Raw genomic sequence first — 20,386 nt, 5'->3', positions numbered from 1 at the left:
GCGGGGGTGCCATCATCGGACGCCATGATCGGACGACGGCACCACGTGGTTCTCGACTGTCCCGACCCCGCTGCTCTCGCCGCGTTCTACTCGGCGCTGCTCGGGCAGCCCATCACCTACCGCGGCGACGACTGGGTGGTGGTGGCGGACGACGACACGACCTCCGGCCTGGCGTTCCAGCGGGCCCCCGGTCACCGGCCGCCCACCTGGCCGGATCCGGCCGTGCCGCAGCAGTTCCACCTCGACGTCATGGTCGAGGACCCGGCGGACGCCGGGCCTCGCGTGGTGGCGCTGGGCGCGACCGGTCTCGGCGGTGACGTCTACGCCGACCCGGCAGGGCACCCGTTCTGCCTCGTGCGCCGTCCGGCCTGGGCGCCACCCCTGCCTCAGTGATCCAGGTACGCGAGGACGGCCTGGACGCGTCGGTCGCCTGCGCCGTCCTCGCTGTTGAGGCCGAGCTTCAGGAAGACGTTGCCGATGTGCTTGTGCACGGCTCCCGCGCTGAGAACGAGCTTCTCGCCGATGGCGGCGTTCGACAGTCCTTCCGCCATCAGGCCGAGGACCTCGCGCTCCCGCGGTGACAGCACGCTGAGCGCGTCGTCCGCCTTGCGCCGCACCAGAAGCTGCGACACGACCTCGGGGTCGAGCGCCGTGCCGCCGTTCGCGACGCGGTGCAGCGAGTCGAGGAAGTCCGCGACCTTGCCGACGCGTTCCTTGAGCAGGTAGCCGACGCCGCCGCCTCCCGCACCGGCGAGCAGTTCGTGCGCGTAACTCTGCTCGACCCACGCGGACAGGACCAGCACCGCCAGCTTCGGGTGCCGTCGCCGTGCTTCGACCGCGGCCCTCAGGCCCTCGTCGGTGAACGTCGGCGGCATCCGCACGTCGACCACGGCGATGTCCGGCTCGTGCTCGGCCACGGCCTTCAGGAAGTCGTCCGGGTTGTCCGCGGCCGCGGCCACGTCCAGCCCTTCGTTGCGCAACAACAACGTCAGCCCCTCGCGGAGCAACGCGTCGTCTTCGGCGATCACGATGCGCATGGTCACCTCCCCACCGGCAGCACGACGGTGAGCACAGTAGGCCCACCCTCGGGACTGCTCACGTCCGCGCTGCCGTCCAGCGCCGCCACCCTGCCACGAATGCCTTCCAAGCCCGTCCCCTGCTTCTCGTCCGCGCCACCCTTGCCGTCGTCGTGCACGAGAACGGTGAGCTGATCGTTCTCCACGCCAAGACTGACCCAGGCATGCCTGGCGCCACTGTGCTTGGCGACGTTCGTGAGCGCCTCGGCCACCGCGAAGTACGCCGCCGCCTCCACCGCCGCGGGCAACCGCCCGAGATGCTCGGCAGTGAGCACGCACGGCACCGGACATCGCGCCGCCAACGCCTGGATCGCGCCGTCCAGTCCCAGATCCTCCAGCACCGGCGGATGAATGCTCCGCACGACGTTCCGCAGTTCCTCCAACGCGTCGCCCGCCGCGTCCTGCGCCCGAAGCAACGCCTGCGCCGCGTTGTCCGGGTTCTGCTTGAGCGTCCGCTCCGCGATCCCGAGCATCATGACCACGCCGACCAGCTTGTTCTGCGTCCCGTCGTGCAGGTTCCGCTCGATCCGCCGCAACTCGGCCCCGTGCGCCTGCAACGCCGCCGCCCTGGTCGCGACGACCTCGGCCAGCCGCTTCTCGAGCGACGCCTTGGGCGGTGCCAGCAGCTTCCGCGCCCACTTCGCGTCCAGCGCGGCCAGCCGCGGCAACTGGGTCAGGACCAACGCCAGCCCGATCGCGATCGGCACGCTCAGTGCCGCCTTCGCCCACGAGTCGACGCGCAGGCCGAACGAGTTCTCCATCGGCACCGCCCACCACAGCAACGCCGCCACCGGCTGCTGCACCAACGCGCCGAAGACGCCGATGGCGATCGCACCGAAGAGCGTGCCGAGCAGTGCGTGCAGGAACACCCACAGCCCGTCCCGGCGGCTGTCCGGATCGGCGAGCACCCGTTGCGCGCGGTGCAGCCACGGCCCGTCGAGCGGTGGCGGCGGCGGAATCTCGACGCCGGTGAAGCGCGCGAGCCGCCGCCGGTCGAGGTCCACGATCCGCCGGATCCACGGTGCGGTGACCGGCAGCAACGGCAGCACGACCACGGACAGCAGCAGGACGCCGATGGCAAGCCACGACGCGATGGCCGTCAACAGGCCGCTCGCGAGGTAGACCAGCGCCGCCCAAATCCGTTTCATAGGGGCAAACGTAGCGGTCTGACCAGGACCGGCGCGGTAGAGCAGACTCCACTCCTACTGTGGCCGCATGACTCTCACCCGCAGAACCGAGATCTTCCTCGACGTGCACGGCCACCGCCAGTACTCGCTCGGCGAGGACATGCGGGAGACCGAGGCCGACCGGCGCGGGGAGTACCAACGACGCTGGGGAGGTCTCGTCCTGCCGCCCGCGCTGGAGTACGACGGTGGCCCGCGTCGCCTCGAGGCCGGCCTCTCGCAGGAAGGGCTCGGCGGCCAGTGGTTCGAAGCGGGAGCTGTCCGGACGGCGTTGCCTACACGTTCCTGATCGGGCCGAAGGGCGAGTTCGGCATCGAGGACGACGCGCTGGTGGTGTTGCACGAGTCAGTCGAAGGCTGGGTGGAGGCATTGGCGCTCGCGGACCACGCCGTCCCGATGGCGACCCGGATCACCAAGGTCGTCGGCGAGGAGACACCCTCGTCGCCATGCACACCGGCGAAGCCCGCCTCTTCGACGCACCACGCCTGCGGGTGACCCGGATCTTCGAAGGGATCAGCTGGGGGATCTAGCCCTCGCGCCATCCGTTGGTGATCGGCAGCCGGCGGTCCCGCCCGAAGGCCTTGTTCGAGATCTTCGTGCCCGGCGGGTACTGCCGGCGCTTGTACTCGGCCTTGTCGACCATCCGCAGCACCCGGTCGACGAGTTCCGGCGAGTGCCCGGCGGCCAGCAGGTCGTCGTACCCGCGGTCGCCGTGGACGTAGTCGTCCAGCAGCGCGTCGAGCACCTCGTAGTCGGGCAGCGAGTCGGTGTCGACCTGGCCGGGGCGCAGTTCGGCCGACGGCGGCTTGGAGATCGAGTTCTCCGGGATGGGCGGGGTCTCGCCGCGCTTCTCCGCTTCGGCGTTGCGCCACTTGGCGATGTCCCAGACGAGGGTCTTCAGCACGTCCTTGATCGGGGCGTAGCCGCCGACCGCGTCGCCGTAGATGGTCGAGTAGCCGACGGCGAGCTCGGACTTGTTTCCGGTCGCGAGGACCAGGTGGCCGTTCTGGTTCGACAACGCCATCAGCAGCATGCCGCGGCAGCGGGCCTGGATGTTCTCCTCGGCCAGGCCGGTCAGCTCGAGCTGCGAGACGTACGTCGACACCATCTCGCCGATCGGCTCGGTGGTGAAGTGCAGGCCCGTGCGCACGGCCATGTCGGAGGCATCCGAACGCGAGTGCTCGGACGAGTAGGAGGACGGCATCGAGACGCCGTAGACCGAGTCGGCACCGAGAGCGTCCACGGCCAGAGAGGCCACCACGGCGGAGTCGATGCCGCCGGACAGACCGAGGACGACGGACCGGAAGCCGTTCTTGTGCACGTAGTCACGCAGACCGGTGACCAGCGCGTGCCACACCTCTGCCTCGTCGGACAGCGGCTCGAACACGCGCGGTGCGGGCAGCGGCTCGTAGGCCGGGACCGCCTCCGACAGGAACACACGGCGCACGGAGAAGTCGCCGATCTGGCCGTGCTCGTACTCGCGGCCGCCCGGCAGGTCGAAGTCCGCGAACATCAGGTGCTCGACGAACTGCGGCGCGCGCCCGATCAGCTGACCGTCGGCCGCCACGACGAGCGAGTCGCCGTCGAACACCAGCTCGTCCTGGCCGCCGACCAGGTTGCAGTAGGCGAGCGGCGCACCGGCTTCGGCCGCACGGCGCGCGACCAGCGGCAGCCGCTGGTCGTCCTTGTTGCGCTCGTACGGCGAGGCGTTGGGCGAGACCACCAGGTCGACCCCGGCGTTGCCGAGGGCGGTGATCGGGCCGCCGTCCTGCCACAGGTCCTCGCAGATCACCATGCCGACCTCGACACCGTTGATCCGCACGACGTCCAGCGCCGAACCCGGCTTGAAGTACCGGCGCTCGTCGAACACGCCGTAGTTCGGCAGGTGGTGCTTGTTCTGCCGTGCGACGACACGGCCGCCGTGCAGCACGGCGACAGCGTTGCGCGGGCCGACGGAGTCGTGCTCCAGGTACCCGACGACAGCGGCGATGTCACCCAGGCCCGCGGCCTCCAGCGACCCCGCCAGCGCCTGCAGGGCCTCGCCGGAAGCGCGGGCGAACGAGGTGCGGATCGCCAGGTCCTCGACCGGGTAGCCGGTCAGCACCATCTCGGGGAACACGACGAGGTGCGCGCCGCCCTCACGGGACTTGCGCGTCCACTCCACGACCAACGACGAATTGCCGGCAAGGTCACCAACAGTGGCGTTGACCTGGGCGAGCGCGATCCGAAGCTGCGGCATGCCCTCATCATCTCCCATACGATCGGGCTGTGGCCCGTCTCTTGAGCGTGTTGCTCGTCATTCCGCTGCTCGCGTCCTGCACGTCGATCATCGAGGGGACGTCCAAGCCTGGCGTCGTCTTCGAGAAGACGGGTCCGGCCGGGACCGTGCCCGCCGGTCTGGAGGAGTTCTACGGCCAGAAGCTCGGCTGGGAGGACTGCGCTCCGTACGCCACCACCGGGTCGAGCAGGGAGGCCTACGGCACCAAGCGCGACGTCCAGTGCACGCGCTTGAGGGTTCCCCTCGACTACGGCAAGCCAACCGGCGACACGATCACCATCGGCGTGCTCCGGTACAAGGCCACCGGGCAGAAGATCGGCTCGCTCCTGACCAACCCCGGCGGCCCCGGCGCGTCCGGCATGGCGTCGGCCGCGGGCATGATCACCGCCTACCGCAAGACCGAGCTCGCGGCGAAGTTCGATCTTGTCGGATTCGACCCGAGGGGCATCGGCGCGAGCGAGCCGGCGGTCAAATGTCTGACCGGACCGGAGCGCGACGCGGAGCGTTTGGACCTCGATGTGGACACGAGTCCGGCCGGAATCGCCCAAACGGAGCAAGAGAACAGGGCATATGCCGAGAAGTGTGCCGCCGAGACAAAATTCGGTGCATCAATGCTCGCCAACTTGGGCACGCGGGACGTAGTTAAGGACATGGATGTCCTCCGCTCTGCGCTCGGCGACGCGAAGCTGAGCTACGTCGGGTACTCGTACGGCACCCGGATAGGCACTGAGTACGCCGAGACCTTCCCCCAGAACGTGCGCGCACTGATCCTCGACGGCGCAGTCGACCCCACCCAGGACCAGCTCGCGTCGCTGGTCGCCCAGGCAGCCGGCTTCCAGAAGGCCTTCGACGAGTTCGTGAAGTGGTGCCGGGGGAAGAACGACTGCCCTCTCGGCGACGACGCCAACGCGAGCTTCCGGCAGCTGACCACCCCGTTGATCCAGAAGCCGGTCGACGTCGGTGATCGCAAGCTGTCCTACAACGACGCCATCACCGCGGCGATCCAGGCGATGTACTCGGAACAGCTCTGGCCGATCCTGCTGGACGGCCTCCAGGAGCTGAAGAACGGCAAGGGCACCAGGCTGCTGGCCCTCGCCGACGCGTACTTCGACCGTGACGACCAGGGCGACTACTCGACCATCACCGACGCGTTCAACGCAGTGCACTGCGTGGACGACGCACGGCTGACGGACAAGAACGCCCTGCTGGAGACCGCGAAGCAGTACAAGGCGGCGGCGCCGTTCCTCGACGACGGCAACCCGCCGGGCGCGGCACTCGACGCGTGCTCGTTCTGGCCCGCGCCGGTGAGCGCCACCATCGCGCCGCCCAAGGCCGACGGCATCCCGCCGCTGCTCGTCATCTCCACGACCGGCGACCCCGCGACGCCGTACGAGGCCGGCGTGAACCTGGCCAAAGCGCTCAACTCGCGGCTGCTCACGTTCGAAGGCGTCCAGCACACGGTCTTCCTGCAGGGTGACCAGTGCGTGGACGCCGCAGGTGTGAAGTACCTGGTAGACCAGACTTTGCCCGCTGACGGAACCCGGTGCGCCTAATGACGAAGAGGCGATCCCGAGTCACCGCGGCCTTGTTCGCCTTGATCGTTCTGCTCGGTACGTCCACGTCCTTCGCGCGCATCGACGGCTCGCCCGTCGCCGGCCGCAAGGGCATCGAGCGCTTCTACTCGCAGGTGTTGTCGTGGGGTGCGTGCCAGCCCTACGCGACCGATGCGAAGAGCAAGGGCCTGTACGAGCGCGAGGGCATCCAGTGCGCTCGTCTGCAGGTCCCGCTCAACTACGAGAAGCCGGACGCGGGAACGATCACCGTTGGACTGCTGCGCCGGCCCGCCACCGAGAAGGACCGGAGGGTCGGTTCTCTCGTGCTGAACCCCGGTGGTCCGGGAGGTTCGGGCATGTCGCACGTCGCGAACATGCAGCCGAACAACCCGGTCGGCAAGCGGTTCGACGTGGTGGGTTTCGACCCGCGCGGCGTGGGGGCGAGCCTGCCCCGCGTCCAGTGCCTGACCGACGCGGAACGCGACGCGCAACGGCTGCGGCCCAAGGGCGAGAGCGCGAACCAGACCGAACAGGAGAACAAGTTCTTCGTCGACCGCTGTGCCGAACGCAGCGGTATCGACCTGCTGCGCAACGTCGGCACCCGTGACGTCGTGCGGGACGTCGACGTGCTCCGTGCCGCGCTGGGGGAGAAGAAGCTGAGCTACCTCGGCTACTCCTACGGCACGCGCATCGGCACCTTGTACGCCGAGATGTTCCCTCGCAACGTGCGCGCGATGGTGCTCGACGGCGCGGTGGAGGTCGACGGCGACAAGGTGGCCGCGTCGGCACGTCAGGCGCAGGGCTTCGAGGAGTCGTTCCAGCGGTTCGCCGGCTGGTGCGCGCAACGCGACTGTCCCATCGGGAAGGACGCGGCCACGGCGGAGTCCAAGTACCGGCAGATGATCGAGCCGCTCAAGAAGACCCCGATGCAGGTCGGCGACCGCAAGCTGTCCCACTCGGACGCGAACACCGCCATCATCCAGGCGATGTACACCGACCGGCTGTGGGAGACCGCGCTCAAGGGCCTGCAGGAACTGCGGCAGAACAAGGGCAACACCCTGCTGCAGCTCGCCGACCAGTACCTCGGCCGCGCCCCGGACGGCACCTACAGCCGCATCCAGGACGCGTTCGTGGCCATCCGCTGCGTCGACGAACCGCCGATCAAGGACCGGGCCACCCTGGAGTCCAACCGTCGGAGGCTGTTGGAACTGCTGGGCAACGACACGATCCCCACCGACGAGACCGCCCTCGGCCCGTGCGCGTTCTGGCCGGCCCCGCACACGTCGGAACCGCATCCGCCGAACGTGAACGGGCTGCCGCAGGTGCTGGTGGTGTCGACGACCGGTGACCCGGCGACGCCCTACCAGTCCGGCGTGGACCTCTCACGGGCATTGGGCGCGCGTTTGCTGACGTACAACGGAAACCAGCACACGGCGTTCCTCGCGGGCATCAACTGCGTGGACGGCGTGGGCACGAACTACCTGGTGGACCTGAGGCTGCCCGAAACAGACTCGGTCTGCTGACGGCCCGGCAGAAGGATCGAGCCCAGCGCTCCGAGCGCGCAAATCACCGCCGTGATCAGGAAGATCTCGTGGTACTCGGTGAGCAGCGCCTCGGTGAGCCCGCGCTGGTACTCGGCCATCTGCCGTTCGAACTCGGCTTTCTCGACGCCGAACGGCAGCGGCGTGTTCAGGCCTGCCGTGAGCTCGCGGAACCGGTGAAGTCCCCACGCGGACAACGCCGCCACACCGACGAGCATGCCCGTCATGCGCGCGACGACGACGAACGCCGACGCCACGCCGTGACGCACGGCGGGCACCACACGCAGCACAGCACCGGACAACGGCGCGATGACCAGTCCCAGCCCGAAACCGGCGATGGCCAGGTCACGCGTGAGCACGAGCCCGCTGACGTCAGCGGGCCACTGCGCGATGAACACGTACGACACCGACGCCATCGCGAGTCCGCCGAAGGACACCCAGCGGTCGCCGAGCCGTGACGCGAGGAATCCACCCAGGACAGCGCCGACCGGCAACGCGATCAGGAACCGCGTCAGCAACGTCGCCGCGGACGCCGAGTCGCGGCGCAACACCGTCTGCGCGAACAACTCCACGTCGACCAGCGTCACCATCAACGCGGCACCGGCGGCCAGCGACACCCCGAGCACGGCCCAGAACGGCCGCCACTGCACGCCATCAGGGTCGATGAGCCGCACGGCACTACGGCGTTCCCAGACGAAGAAGCCGCCCAGCACGACGAACGCCGCGATGAGCGTCGGCCAGCCCCACGACGGCAGCACGGACTCGGCGGGAGTCGGGTTGTAGAGCGCCACCACCAGCAACGACAAGGCAAGAGCGAGCAACACCCCACCTACGACGTCGATGCGCACCTCGCGCCGTGTGTTCGGCACGGACCGTTGCACGATCACCATCGCGATGACGGCCAACGGGATGTTCACCCAGAAAATCCACCGCCAGCTCTGCGGCTCCCACGCCTCGAACAACGGCATCGCGTTGAACAGCGACGCGACCGCGATGCCGTACAGCGTGCCGAGAACAGACCCCAGCTCCTGAGCGGCACCAACGGTCCCGAGAGCGGACGACCGCCGTTGCTCCTCCCACAGGTCCGCGACCAGCGCCATCGTCACCGGCAGCAACGCGCCACCGGCGAGGCCCTGCACGACCCGGCCCAGGACCAGCAGCGGCACGTCCGCGGCCAGCGCCGTGATCACCGAGCCCACCAGGAACCCGAGCAGCGAGATCTGCAGCACGAACCGCCGGCCGAGCCGGTCCGACAGCTGCCCGAGCAACGGCATGCCCGCCACGTACCCGAGCAGGTAACCGGTGACGATCGGCGTCGCCTGCTCCAGCTCGTTCACCGCGATGCCCAGGTCGCGCACCATGTCCGTGAGGACACCGACGACGACGTACGCGTCGAGCGCGCCCAGCAGCACAGCCGCGCCGGACGCGGCGAGAGCGATTTTGCGCATTAGGCAGGCGCTGTCACGGTGACGGGCTTGTCGAAGTCGGTCAGCCCGATGTCGACCTTCTGACCAGTGGGAAGCTCGAACAACGCGCTCTTGAGCTTGTTGTCCTTGTCGATCGAGAACGTCGCCTTCACGTCCGCGGAGATGCCCGGCACCAGCCCGGCCGCCACGTCCTTCGGCACCGTCGCCTCGACCACCGACACGTCACCGGACGACTTGGTCTTCGCGTCCTTGGAAGAGGAGAGCACCTTCGCGACGCCCTTGTCCGGGTTCAGGATCGCGGACGGGTCGTACACCTGGCCCGCGAACGCCGCCGGCAGCTTCGTGAACCCGCCGGTCGGGCCCTTGAAGTGCAGGTTTCCCCCGGTCAGGACGTACTCGATGGCCAGCAGCTGCCCGGCGAAGTTCACCTTCGCGGTGCCCTTCGAGTCCCCCGCCGAGGTGAGGTCGCCGTCGGCCTCCTTCACCGGCACGTCCGGCAGCTCACCGTCGACCTTGATGGTGAAGTGGACGCTCTTGACCGAGCGCATCGACTCGGCCGATTTCGAGAGCAAGGTCGCACCATCGGGGAGATCTCCCCCGGACGTGCAGCTCGTGAGCAGGGCGAGTGCGCAAACCAACAACCAACGGGCGGACATGCGTTGATCGTAGAGAGTCCCGAGCCCTTAAGCTGCGCCCTATGGACCGCCAGCAGGAGTTCGTGCTCCGCACGCTAGAGGAACGCGACATCCGGTTCGTCCGGCTCTGGTTCACGGACGTCCTGGGCTTCTTGAAGTCCGTGGCGGTCGCACCGGCCGAGCTCGAGGGCGCCTTCAGCGAGGGCATCGGGTTCGACGGCTCCGCGATCGAGGGCTTCGCCCGCGTCTACGAGTCGGACATGGTCGCGAAGCCGGACCCCTCGACGTTCCAGGTGCTGCCCTGGCAGACGCCGGAGGGCAGCAACTACTCGGCACGCATGTACTGCGACATCACCATGCCGGACGGTTCCCCGTCGTGGGCCGACCCGCGCCACGTGCTGCGCCGCACGCTGTCGAAGGCCAGCGAGGCCGGGTTCACCTGCTACGTGCACCCCGAGATCGAGTTCTTCCTGCTCAAGGACCTGCCCGGCGACGGAAGCGAGCCGATCCCGGCCGACAACGGCGGGTTCTTCGACCAGACCTCGCACGAGACCGCCACGCACTTCCGCCGCCACGCCATCGAGGCGCTGGAGGCCATGGGCATCTCCGTCGAGTTCAGCCACCACGAGGGCGCGCCCGGTCAGCAGGAGATCGACCTGCGCTACGCCGACGCGCTGACCATGGCGGACAACGTCATGACGTTCCGCTACGTGGTGAAGGAGGTCGCGATCACGCAACGCGTGCGCGCCTCGTTCATGCCCAAGCCGTTCTCGGAGCAGCCGGGCTCGGGCATGCACACGCACTTCTCGCTGTTCGAGGGCGACCGCAACGCGTTCTACGACGACGAGGACCCGTACCAGCTCTCCGACATCGGCAAGCAGTTCGTCGCGGGCATTCTCAAGCACGCGCGCGAGATCTCCGGCGTCACGAACCAGTGGGTCAACTCCTACAAGAGGCTGATCGTCGGCGGTGAAGCCCCCACGGCCGTGTGCTGGGGTCACGCGAACCGCTCGGCATTGGTCCGTGTGCCCATGTACTCGCCGGGCAAGTCGTCGTCGCGCCGCGTCGAGGTCCGTTCGCTGGACTCCGCGTGCAACCCGTACCTGGCCTACTCGGTGATCCTGGCCGCCGGCCTGCGGGGCATCGAGAAGGGCTACGAGCTGCCGCCGCCCGCCGAGGACGACGTGTGGTCGCTGACGGACCGCGAGCGCCGTGCGGCGGGGTACGCGAACCTGCCGCAGAACCTCGGCGAGGCGCTGACCGAGATGGAGAACTCGGAGCTGCTGCCCGAGGCGCTCGGCGAGCACGTCTACGACTTCTTCCTGCGCAACAAGAGGACGGAGTGGGACGCGTACCGTCGAAGCGTCACCCCGTACGAGTTGCGCACTCTTCTCCCCATGCTGTGAGGCAGATACGTGCTCTCCGTGACTGAGGTACCCGAGTTCCAGCCGACGATCTGCGCCTGCACCGTCGCCACGGCGGCGGAGTTGCCCGCGGTCAAGGTCCTGTCCAGCTCGTTCCTCGCGGAGCACCCCGAGGGCCGGTTCATCGCTCTGATCGTCGACGCGCAGTCGGAGCACACCGGTCCCGGGCTGGTCTCGCCGATGGAGATCGGTGTCACCGAGGACGAGCTGCACGTGCTCGCGACGTCGCTCGACGCCGCGGAGCTGAAGGCCGCGATGGTGCCGCGGCTGCTGGAGGCGTTGCTGTCGCAGGGCATGCCCGTGCTGTACCTCGACCCGTGGGTGCAGGTGTTCGGGTCGCTGACGAAGCTCGTGCTGGAGGCCTTGCGCACCGCACCGGTCGTGATGCTGCCTCGCACGTTGCGGCCGTTGCCGTCCGACGGTCTGCAGCCCGGCCCCGCCGACCTGCACGACCAGGGTGCCTTCGACCCCGGGTTCATCGCGGTCGGCAAGGGTTCCGAGCCCTACCTGACCTCTTTGGACATGCCGGCGATCGTGCCGCATTTCGTCGTGCGTGACGCACGGCTCGGCGTGTCCGTGTGGAACGTCGCGGACCGTCCGTTGCACCGCACGGAATCTGGCTCTCTGGCCGTGGTCGGCCAAGACCTGCTGACCGTGCACTTCCGCGGGTTCGACCCGCGTCGGCCCTGGCTCCTGTCGGCCGATTTCGCCGAACGTCCTCGCGTGCTGCTGTCGGAGCACTCCGAGGTCGCCGAGCTCTGCCAGGCCTACCGCGCCGAACTGGTGCGCGGCGGCTGGTCCGCGGCGCCCGTGCGGTACCGGTTCGACTCCCTGATCGACGGCACCCAGATCCCGTCCGAGCTGCGGGCCGACTACCGGGCCTCCGCGCTGACGCCGCCGCCGGCGTTCGGTGAGGACGGTGGCGGCGGGTTCCTCATGTGGGCGTGCGAGGCGACCGAGCACGGTGGCACGCGGTGGGCCGACGCGGTGTGGCGTGCGGACACCTCGCTGCAACAGCAGTTCCCGGCGCCGTTCGCCGCGGACGCCGAGGCCTGGCGCGAGTGGTGTGCCGGGGTCGGTGTCGCTTCCGGACGGTTGCCCGCGCCCGCCGTGCCGCAGCCCCGTTCGGAAGGTCCGGCACTGCTCGACCAGCTCGGCGTGTCCGTCGTGGGCTCGGGACCGCTGGCCGAGCTGATGCTCGCCGCCGCGCGTGCGTCCGGACTGCCTGTGTCGGCCGCCGCCGGTTATCCCGTCGTGGTGCGCGCTTCTTCTTGGGACGAGGTGCCGGCCGGACGGTTCGTCGTCGACGTCGCGTTGGACGCCACGGCTGCGGACGACCGCACGGGCGTGAACGAACTTTGGCTTTCGTCTGACGTGTCGCGTGCCGCCGCCGAACGCATCGGCGGGCCCATCGTGCGTGTGGTGCCTGTGCCCGTGCACGACGTTGGCGCACGTGAGCACGAGTCAGGCGAAGTGGTGGTGTTCGCGGCGCTCGCGGACCACGAGCTGGACCGGCCCGGCAACGTGCTGGGCGCCGTGTCGGCGTTCCTGACCGCGTTCCCCGACCGCACGGACGTCGAACTGCGGATCGCGGTGTCCGGCGCGGTCGAGCACCCGGAGGCCGCCGAGCGCTTGCGCCTCGCCACCGGCTCCGACCCGCGGATTTCGCTGATCGACGACCTCGACGTGGCGGCCGTCGCCGATGCCGTGGTGTCACTGCACCGCGGTGGCGCGGACGACCGGATCGCGTTGCGCCTGGCCGAACTGGCGGTGCGAGGGGTTCCCGTCGTGGCGTCGGACCACGGCGCCGTTGCCGAGCTGTTCGGCAAGACGGCGGTTCTCGTGCCGTGTCACCAGGGCGCCGAACCCGACGTGCAGGCCGCCGCGAAGTTGCTGCGTTCACTGGCCGATGACCTGCCCACGGCCGAGGCACTCGGTGCGGCCGGACGTGAGCACGTGTTGTCCGTGCGCTCCGTCGCACGCGTGGCCGAAGTTCTCCGTGAACGCGTCGAGCACGCGTACCGGGGGTGGCGAGCACGTCGGCCGAAGCCGAAGGCCGAGGTCGACCCGATGCTCGCGCTGCAGTCGGCCAAGCACGCGTTACTGCGGCAGCCGACCGTGGACGGCCCTCATCGGACACCGATGGCACCCGCGCTGCGCAAGGTCGTGCTGCGCGCGCTGGACCACTACGACAACCACATGCGCCAAGTGCTGCACACCCTGATCGACGGGGTCGAGCGCACGGTGTCCGAGCTGGTCAACCGGCAGGACGCGCTGAAGGCCGGCGTCGGCGCCGGTGAACTGGAACTGCTCCGCGCCGAGGTCGAACAGGTCGCGCAACGCCAGTCGCACTTCGCCGACCAGCTGATCGGCGTCGACGACGGGGTCGTGCGGGTGCGCGCCGACATGGCCGGTCAGGGCCGCCGGCAGCGCGACGTCGAGGACGCGGTCGTCGCCGAGGCGGCCAAGCGCGCGAAGTCGGACGAGGTGCTGGCCGAGCGGATCGACAAGCTCACCGTCGCCCTCGATCGGACCCTGGACCGGATCGACTCGCTGGAGTCGAAGGTCGTCGAGGTGTTCCGCGAGCGCGACACGCGCCTGGACGCCGCTCTTCGCACCGCCCATCAGGCACAACAGACCGCGGACGCGTTGCGGCGTGTGGTCGTTCGTCAGCACGAGAACGCTGGTGACGCGCCTGCCGTGCGTTCGTCGCTGGTGTTGTGCGACGCGGGCATGATGCGACTGCCCTCCGACGACGCGTTCATGCTTCCGCTGTTGTCGTCCAACGGCGTGTGGGAGCCGGAGCTCGCGGAACTGCTCGACTCCGTGCTGGAACCGGACGGGATCTTCCTCGACGTCGGCGCGTACGTCGGCTACCACTCGATTCGCATGTTGTCGCGCCTCGGGCTGATGGGCGCCGTTGTCGCTGTCGAACCGGACGCGTCCGCCGCCGCTCTGCTCAGGCACAACGTCTCGGCGAACCTTCCCGCCGCGGTCGCCGATCGGATGACCGTGGTCGAGGGCGCCGCGTGGGAGAGCGCGGGCGAGCTCGCCGTTTCACCGACGTTGACCGGTGGTGTGTCGGTGTCACCGCTGCCCGCCGATGCCGGGGAAGACGTGGCACGGGTGAAGTCGGTGCGCCTGGACAAGGCGCTCGAAGAGATCGCCCTGGTGCAGGGCATGAAGCTTTCCGTCGTCAAGGTCGACACGCCTGGACGTGGGCATCGCGCTCTCGCGGGACTCGTCCGGTTGTTGCGTCGCGACAGGCCGCACGTGTTCCTCGAGTTCTCCGCGACCTCGACGGCGGACTTCGGTGACGATCCGGTGACGGTGCTCAAGGAGTTCGGCGTCTGGGGCTACGACCTGGTGCCGGTGGCGACGCGTCAGCCGGCTTCGGCGGACCAGATCGTGCGGGCGATGGAGGGACTTCGTTCCATCACCCTGTGGCTCCGACCGCGCCCGGTCGGGCCCAAGCAGGCTGCTCCCGCACCGTCCGTTCCGATCAAGCAGCCCGCTGACCAGGCGATTTGACTTTGATCGTCCCCATCAGTAACTTTCTCCAAGTCGCAAGCGAGACCCCGGAACGAGCGGTTGACACCGCGGATCGGGCCGGGTAAAGTCTCACGGCGTCAAACCCCCAGAAGTAAATAAGCGGCCTAACGTGCTGTCCGGGATCTGAAAATGACCCCGATTTGACACCGGGAAAGCCACTCAGATAACTTCTGAACCAAGCAAAAAACTGAATGCGAAGCGAGTTTGCGCCGAGCTAAAGAAGCCGAAACGGCCGATTTGACAAAGCGAAAACGAACTGGCTAAGCTTTCAACACAAGCCCCGAGAGAAAGCCTCCGGAAACGGAGACTGGAACCGGTGAGCGCGTGTTCTTTGAGAACTCAACAGCGTGCCGAAACACAGCCAGTAATATATGAATTACCTCCTCGTCGAGGTAGTTCCTTTGAGGCAAGACCAGATTGATGCCAGACATATTCCGTCTGGAGCGATCAAACATAATCCTTATTGGAGAGTTTGATCCTGGCTCAGGACGAACGCTGGCGGCGTGCTTAACACATGCAAGTCGAGCGGTAAGGCCCTTCGGGGTACACGAGCGGCGAACGGGTGAGTAACACGTGGGTAACCTGCCCTGTACTCTGGGATAAGCCTTGGAAACGAGGTCTAATACCGGATACGACACTGAATCGCATGATTCGGTGTGGAAAGTTCAGGCGGTATGGGATGGACCCGCGGCCTATCAGCTTGTTGGTGGGGTAATGGCCTACCAAGGCGACGACGGGTAGCCGGCCTGAGAGGGTGACCGGCCACACTGGGACTGAGACACGGCCCAGACTCCTACGGGAGGCAGCAGTGGGGAATATTGCACAATGGGCGAAAGCCTGATGCAGCGACGCCGCGTGAGGGATGACGGCCTTCGGGTTGTAAACCTCTTTCAGCAGGGACGAAGCGCAAGTGACGGTACCTGCAGAAGAAGCACCGGCTAACTACGTGCCAGCAGCCGCGGTAATACGTAGGGTGCGAGCGTTGTCCGGAATTATTGGGCGTAAAGAGCTCGTAGGCGGTTTGTCGCGTCGGCCGTGAAAACTTGGGGCTTAACTCCAAGCTTGCGGTCGATACGGGCAGACTTGAGTTCGGCAGGGGAGACTGGAATTCCTGGTGTAGCGGTGAAATGCGCAGATATCAGGAGGAACACCGGTGGCGAAGGCGGGTCTCTGGGCCGACACTGACGCTGAGGAGCGAAAGCGTGGGGAGCGAACAGGATTAGATACCCTGGTAGTCCACGCCGTAAACGGTGGGTGCTAGGTGTGGGGGGCTTCCACGCCCTCTGTGCCGCAGCTAACGCATTAAGCACCCCGCCTGGGGAGTACGGCCGCAAGGCTAAAACTCAAAGGAATTGACGGGGGCCCGCACAAGCGGCGGAGCATGTGGATTAATTCGATGCAACGCGAAGAACCTTACCTGGGCTTGACATGGACTAGAAAGCTCTAGAGATAGAGCCTCCCTTGTGGCTGGTTCACAGGTGGTGCATGGCTGTCGTCAGCTCGTGTCGTGAGATGTTGGGTTAAGTCCCGCAACGAGCGCAACCCTCGTTCCATGTTGCCAGCGGGTAATGCCGGGGACTCATGGGAGACTGCCGGGGTCAACTCGGAGGAAGGTGGGGATGACGTCAAGTCATCATGCCCCTTATGTCCAGGGCTTCACACATGCTACAATGGCCGGTACAAAGGGCTGCTAAGCCGTGAGGTGGAGCGAATCCCATAAAGCCGGTCTCAGTTCGGATCGGGGTCTGCAACTCGACCCCGTGAAGTCGGAGTCGCTAGTAATCGCAGATCAGCAACGCTGCGGTGAATACGTTCCCGGGCCTTGTACACACCGCCCGTCACGTCACGAAAGTCGGTAACACCCGAAGCCCGTGGCTCAACCCGCAAGGGGGAGAGCGGTCGAAGGTGGGACTGGCGATTGGGACGAAGTCGTAACAAGGTAGCCGTACCGGAAGGTGCGGCTGGATCACCTCCTTTCTAAGGAGCATCTACCGATGATCTTGGGCAAACGTTCCGAGCATCGGTCAGAACCACACCAGCCTTGATGCTGGGTGGGCTCATTAGTGGATGCTGGCTGGCTTGACGTTCGGTTGCTTCGACAGTGAGTACTGCGCCTTCGGGTGCGTGGAAAGGTGTCGCGGGGGCTGAATGAACAGATCGGTACGCTGTTGGGTCCTGAGGGAACACGCTTTTTGTGTCTTTCAGCAGATCGGATCATCTCAGCGCTTGAACCGCCGGCCCCAGGGCCAGGAGGCGAGTTGCACAGAAGAGATGATGACCGTTCGTTCTTTGAGAACTGCACAGTGGATGCGAGCATCTTTGTAGCAAGTTAGTAAGGGCATACGGTGGATGTCTTGGCACCAGGAGCCGATGAAGGACGTAGGAGACTGCGAAAAGTCTAGGGGAGCTGTCAACCGAGCTGAGATCCTAGAATTTCCGAATGGGGAAACCCGGACCCAGTCATGTGGGTTCACCCATACCTGAACACATAGGGTATGTGGAGGGAACGCGGGGAAGTGAAACATCTCAGTACCCGCAGGAAGAGAAAACAACCGTGATTCCGTGAGTAGTGGCGAGCGAAAGCGGATGAGGCTAAACCGTATTCGTGTGATACCCGGCAGGGGTTGCGTGTACGGGGTCGTGGGACCTCTTGGTCAGTTCTGCCGAACTGGCAAACAGTCAGAAAACGTGTGGTTAGAGGAATACGTCTGGAAAGCGTGAGCGTAGAGGGTGAAACTCCCGTACTCGAAAACCTATCGTCTGTTTAGAGTGTTCCCAAGTAGCAGCGTACTCGTGAAATTCGCTGTGAATCTGGCGGGACCACCCGCTAAGCCTAAATACTCCCTGGTGACCGATAGCGGACTAGTACCGTGAGGGAAAGATGAAAAGTACCCCGGGAGGGGAGTGAAATAGTACCTGAAACCGTGTGCCTACAATCCGTCGGAGCCTTTAGGGGTGACGGCGTGCCTTTTGAAGAATGAGCCTGCGAGTTAGTGCTACGTGGCGAGGTTAACCCGTGTGGGGTAGCCGTAGCGAAAGCGAGTCTGAATAGGGCGCTTGAGTCGCGTGGTCTAGACCCGAAGCGGTGTGATCTAGCCATGGCCAGGGTGAAGCGCGGGTAAGACCGCGTGGAGGCCCGAACCCACCAGGGTTGAAAACCTGGGGGATGAGCTGTGGTTAGGGGTGAAAGGCCAATCAAACACCGTGATAGCTGGTTCTCCCCGAAATGCATTTAGGTGCAGCGTCGTGTGTTTCACCACGGGGGTAGAGCACTGGATGGTCTAGGGGGCCTACAAGCTTACCGAAATCAACCAAACTCCGAATACCGTGGTGTGAGAGCGCGGCAGTGAGACTGCGGGCGATAAGGTTCGTAGTCGAGAGGGAAACAGCCCAGAACGCCAGCTAAGGTCCCTAAGTGTGTGCTAAGTGGGAAAGGATGTGGGGTCGCACAGACAGCCAGGAGGTTGGCTTAGAAGCAGCCACCCTTTAAAGAGTGCGTAATAGCTCACTGGTCAAGTGGTCCTGCGCCGACAATGTAGCGGGGCTTAAGCACACCACCGAAGCTGTGTCATTTCGAGTTTACTCGGGATGGGTAGGGGAGCGTCGTGTAGCGGTTGAAGCGGCGGAGTAATCCAGCCGTGGACGCTATGCGAGTGAGAATGCAGGCATGAGTAGCGAAAGACGAGTGAGAAACTCGTCCGCCGGATGACCAAGGGTTCCTGGGCCAGGCTAATCCGCCCAGGGTAAGTCGGGACCTAAGGCGAGGCCGACAGGCGTAGTCGATGGACAACGGGTTGATATTCCCGTACCCGTGTGAACGCGCCCATGATGAACCTTGTGATACTAACCGCCCAAAGCACCTCCTGAAAGCCTTCGGGCCGATGGGGACTGTGGAGCGCGGGACCTGAACTTGTAGTAGTCAAGCGATGGGGTGACGCAGGAGGGTAGCTCCGCCAGTGAGTGGTAGTACTGGTGCAAGCGTGTAGGCCGAACTGTAGGCAAATCCGCAGTTCACATAGGCTGAGACGTGATGCGTAGCCGATTGAGGCGAAGTAGAGTGATCCCATGCTGCCGAGAAAAGCCTCTAGCGAGCTTTCACGCGGCCCGTACCCCAAACCGACACAGGTGGTCAGGTAGAGAATACCAAGGCGATCGGGCGAACTGTGGTTAAGGAACTCGGCAAAATGCCCCCGTAACTTCGGGAGAAGGGGGGCCGTAGCGCTTGAAGCCTCTTGCAGGCTAGGGCGAGACGGCCGCAGAGACCAGCGAGAAGCGACTGTTTACTAAAAACACAGGTCCATGCGAAGTCGCAAGACGATGTATATGGACTGACGCCTGCCCGGTGCTGGAACGTTAAGGGGACCGGTTAGTCCTTCGGGGCGAAGCTGAGAACTTAAGCGCCAGTAAACGGCGGTGGTAACTATAACCATCCTAAGGTAGCGAAATTCCTTGTCGGGTAAGTTCCGACCTGCACGAATGGCGTAACGACTTCTCGACTGTCTCAACCGCAGGCCCGGCGAAATTGCATTACGAGTAAAGATGCTCGTTACGCGCGGCAGGACGGAAAGACCCCGGGACCTTTACTATAGCTTGGTATTGGTGTTCGATTCGGCTTGTGTAGGATAGGTGGGAGACTGTGAAGCGCTGACGCCAGTCAGTGTGGAGTCAACGTTGAAATACCACTCTGGTCGTATTGGATGTCTAACCTCGGTCCGTGATCCGGATCAGGGACAGTGCCTGGTGGGTAGTTTAACTGGGGCGGTTGCCTCCCAAAGAGTAACGGAGGCGCTCAAAGGTTCCCTCAGCCTGGTTGGCAATCAGGTGTTGAGTGCAAGTGCACAAGGGAGCTTGACTGTGAGACTGACGGGTCGAGCAGGGACGAAAGTCGGAACTAGTGATCCGGCCATGGCTTGTGGAAGCGTGGTCGCTCAACGGATAAAAGGTACCCCGGGGATAACAGGCTGATCTTCCCCAAGAGTCCATATCGACGGGATGGTTTGGCACCTCGATGTCGGCTCGTCGCATCCTGGGGCTGGAGTAGGTCCCAAGGGTTGGGCTGTTCGCCCATTAAAGCGGTACGCGAGCTGGGTTTAGAACGTCGTGAGACAGTTCGGTCCCTATCCGCCGCGCGCGTAGGATACTTGAGGAAGGCTGTCCCTAGTACGAGAGGACCGGGACGGACGGACCGCTGGTGTGCCAGTTGTTCTGCCAAGAGCATTGCTGGTTGGCTACGTTCGGAAGGGATAACCGCTGAAGGCATCTAAGCGGGAAGCTCGTTCCAAGATGAGGTATCCCACCCTTCGTGGGTTAAGGCCCCCAGCTAGACCACTGGGTTGATAGGCCAGAGGTGGAAGACCGGTAACGGTTGGAGCTGACTGGTACTAATAGGCCGAGGACTTGTTACAAAGACGCTACGCATCCACTGTGCGGTTCTGGAAGAACAACCAGAACCGATCGAACCCGCTACGGGCATTCCGATCGCCGCAGGTATGAATTCCATAGAGTTTCGGTGATCATAGCGTTGGGGAAACACCCGGTCCCATTCCGAACCCGGTAGTTAAGCCCTTCTGCGCCGATGGTACTGCACTGGTTACGGTGTGGGAGAGTAGGTCGTCGCCGAACATTCTTTCCAGAAGACCCCTGAGGGTCGAGCACTTCGGTGCTCCCCTCAGGGGTTTTTTGCGTGCGAATTTTCGCTTGCGCGCTCTGATCTGAT

12 protein-coding genes and 3 rRNA genes are annotated in these 20,386 nt (G+C 65.5%); 10 read left to right on the top strand and 5 right to left on the bottom strand.

Annotated elements, in window-relative coordinates; genetic code table 11:
- The first annotated feature begins 24 nt into the window (after positions 1 to 24).
- Positions 25 to 393 (top strand): VOC family protein, encoded by a 369-nt coding sequence (locus OG205_RS26845; protein ID WP_330270815.1) that lies wholly within the window; start codon positions 25 to 27, stop codon positions 391 to 393.
- Here OG205_RS26845 and OG205_RS26840 read toward each other — a convergent pair.
- Positions 387 to 1,037 carry a response regulator transcription factor gene (locus tag OG205_RS26840; protein ID WP_330270814.1) on the bottom strand — a complete coding sequence of 217 codons (651 nt, stop codon included), beginning with the start codon at positions 1,035 to 1,037 and terminating at the stop codon, positions 387 to 389. The genes OG205_RS26845 and OG205_RS26840 overlap by 7 nt on opposite strands.
- 2 nt (positions 1,038 to 1,039) lie before the next feature.
- Positions 1,040 to 2,224, bottom strand: coding sequence for a sensor histidine kinase (locus OG205_RS26835; RefSeq protein WP_330270813.1), 1,185 nt, complete (start codon positions 2,222 to 2,224; stop codon positions 1,040 to 1,042).
- Positions 2,225 to 2,291: 67 nt separating this feature from the next.
- Between OG205_RS26835 and OG205_RS26830 the strand changes: the two genes are divergently transcribed.
- Both OG205_RS26830 and OG205_RS26825 read left to right on the top strand, forming a co-directional pair.
- A complete protein-coding gene (locus tag OG205_RS26830; RefSeq protein WP_330270812.1) occupies positions 2,292 to 2,549 on the top strand; it encodes a hypothetical protein in 258 nt (85 codons plus the stop codon).
- Positions 2,501 to 2,755, top strand: coding sequence for a hypothetical protein (locus tag OG205_RS26825; RefSeq protein WP_330270811.1), 255 nt, complete (start codon positions 2,501 to 2,503; stop codon positions 2,753 to 2,755). The genes OG205_RS26830 and OG205_RS26825 overlap by 49 nt, the downstream gene beginning before the upstream one ends.
- A gap of 31 nt (positions 2,756 to 2,786) precedes the next feature.
- Here OG205_RS26825 and OG205_RS26820 read toward each other — a convergent pair whose 3' ends face one another.
- Complete coding sequence (locus tag OG205_RS26820) at positions 2,787 to 4,499, bottom strand: NAD+ synthase (protein ID WP_330270810.1); 1,713 nt, start codon at positions 4,497 to 4,499, stop codon at positions 2,787 to 2,789.
- A gap of 29 nt (positions 4,500 to 4,528) precedes the next feature.
- On the opposite strand from OG205_RS26820, the gene OG205_RS26815 reads away from it, so the two are divergent.
- Together OG205_RS26815 and OG205_RS26810 are read left to right on the top strand one after the other, a co-directional pair.
- Positions 4,529 to 6,091 carry an alpha/beta hydrolase gene (locus tag OG205_RS26815; protein ID WP_330270809.1) on the top strand — a complete coding sequence of 521 codons (1,563 nt, stop codon included), beginning with the start codon at positions 4,529 to 4,531 and terminating at the stop codon, positions 6,089 to 6,091.
- Positions 6,091 to 7,614 carry an alpha/beta hydrolase gene (locus OG205_RS26810; protein ID WP_330270808.1) on the top strand — a complete coding sequence of 508 codons (1,524 nt, stop codon included), beginning with the start codon at positions 6,091 to 6,093 and terminating at the stop codon, positions 7,612 to 7,614. The genes OG205_RS26815 and OG205_RS26810 overlap by 1 nt, the downstream gene beginning before the upstream one ends.
- On the opposite strand, the gene OG205_RS26805 is transcribed toward OG205_RS26810, so the two are convergent.
- Entirely contained in the window at positions 7,569 to 9,080 is a 1,512-nt protein-coding gene (locus tag OG205_RS26805; RefSeq protein WP_330270807.1) for an MFS transporter, read from the bottom strand. The two genes, OG205_RS26810 and OG205_RS26805, sit on opposite strands and share 46 nt — an antisense overlap.
- Positions 9,080 to 9,715 (bottom strand): LppX_LprAFG lipoprotein, encoded by a 636-nt coding sequence (locus OG205_RS26800; RefSeq protein WP_330270806.1) that lies wholly within the window; start codon positions 9,713 to 9,715, stop codon positions 9,080 to 9,082. The genes OG205_RS26805 and OG205_RS26800 overlap by 1 nt, the downstream gene beginning before the upstream one ends.
- Positions 9,716 to 9,756: 41 nt before the next feature.
- Here OG205_RS26800 and OG205_RS26795 point away from each other — a divergent pair, with 41 nt between their 5' ends.
- The 5 genes from OG205_RS26795 (at position 9,757) to rrf (ending at position 20,292) form a co-directional block, all read left to right on the top strand.
- Positions 9,757 to 11,100 (top strand): glutamine synthetase family protein, encoded by a 1,344-nt coding sequence (locus tag OG205_RS26795; RefSeq protein WP_330270805.1) that lies wholly within the window; start codon positions 9,757 to 9,759, stop codon positions 11,098 to 11,100.
- A gap of 18 nt (positions 11,101 to 11,118) precedes the next feature.
- Positions 11,119 to 14,649, top strand: a complete 3,531-nt coding sequence (locus OG205_RS26790) for an FkbM family methyltransferase (RefSeq protein WP_330270804.1) — start codon at positions 11,119 to 11,121, stop codon at positions 14,647 to 14,649.
- Positions 14,650 to 15,130: 481 nt separating this feature from the next.
- Positions 15,131 to 16,647 (top strand): 16S ribosomal RNA (locus OG205_RS26785).
- Between the two features lie 345 nt (positions 16,648 to 16,992).
- A 23S ribosomal RNA gene (locus OG205_RS26780) occupies positions 16,993 to 20,075 on the top strand.
- A 100-nt stretch (positions 20,076 to 20,175) separates the two neighbouring features.
- A 5S ribosomal RNA gene (gene rrf / locus OG205_RS26775) occupies positions 20,176 to 20,292 on the top strand.
- The 16S, 23S and 5S rRNA genes sit together here, the layout of an rRNA operon.
- Positions 20,293 to 20,386 lie beyond the last annotated feature (94 nt).

It is taken from the genome of Lentzea sp. NBC_00516 (assembly GCF_036346835.1).
In the GTDB taxonomy this organism is placed as follows: Bacteria; Actinomycetota; Actinomycetes; order Mycobacteriales; family Pseudonocardiaceae; genus Lentzea; species Lentzea sokolovensis.
This window is presented reverse-complemented; position numbering and strand designations above follow the sequence as displayed.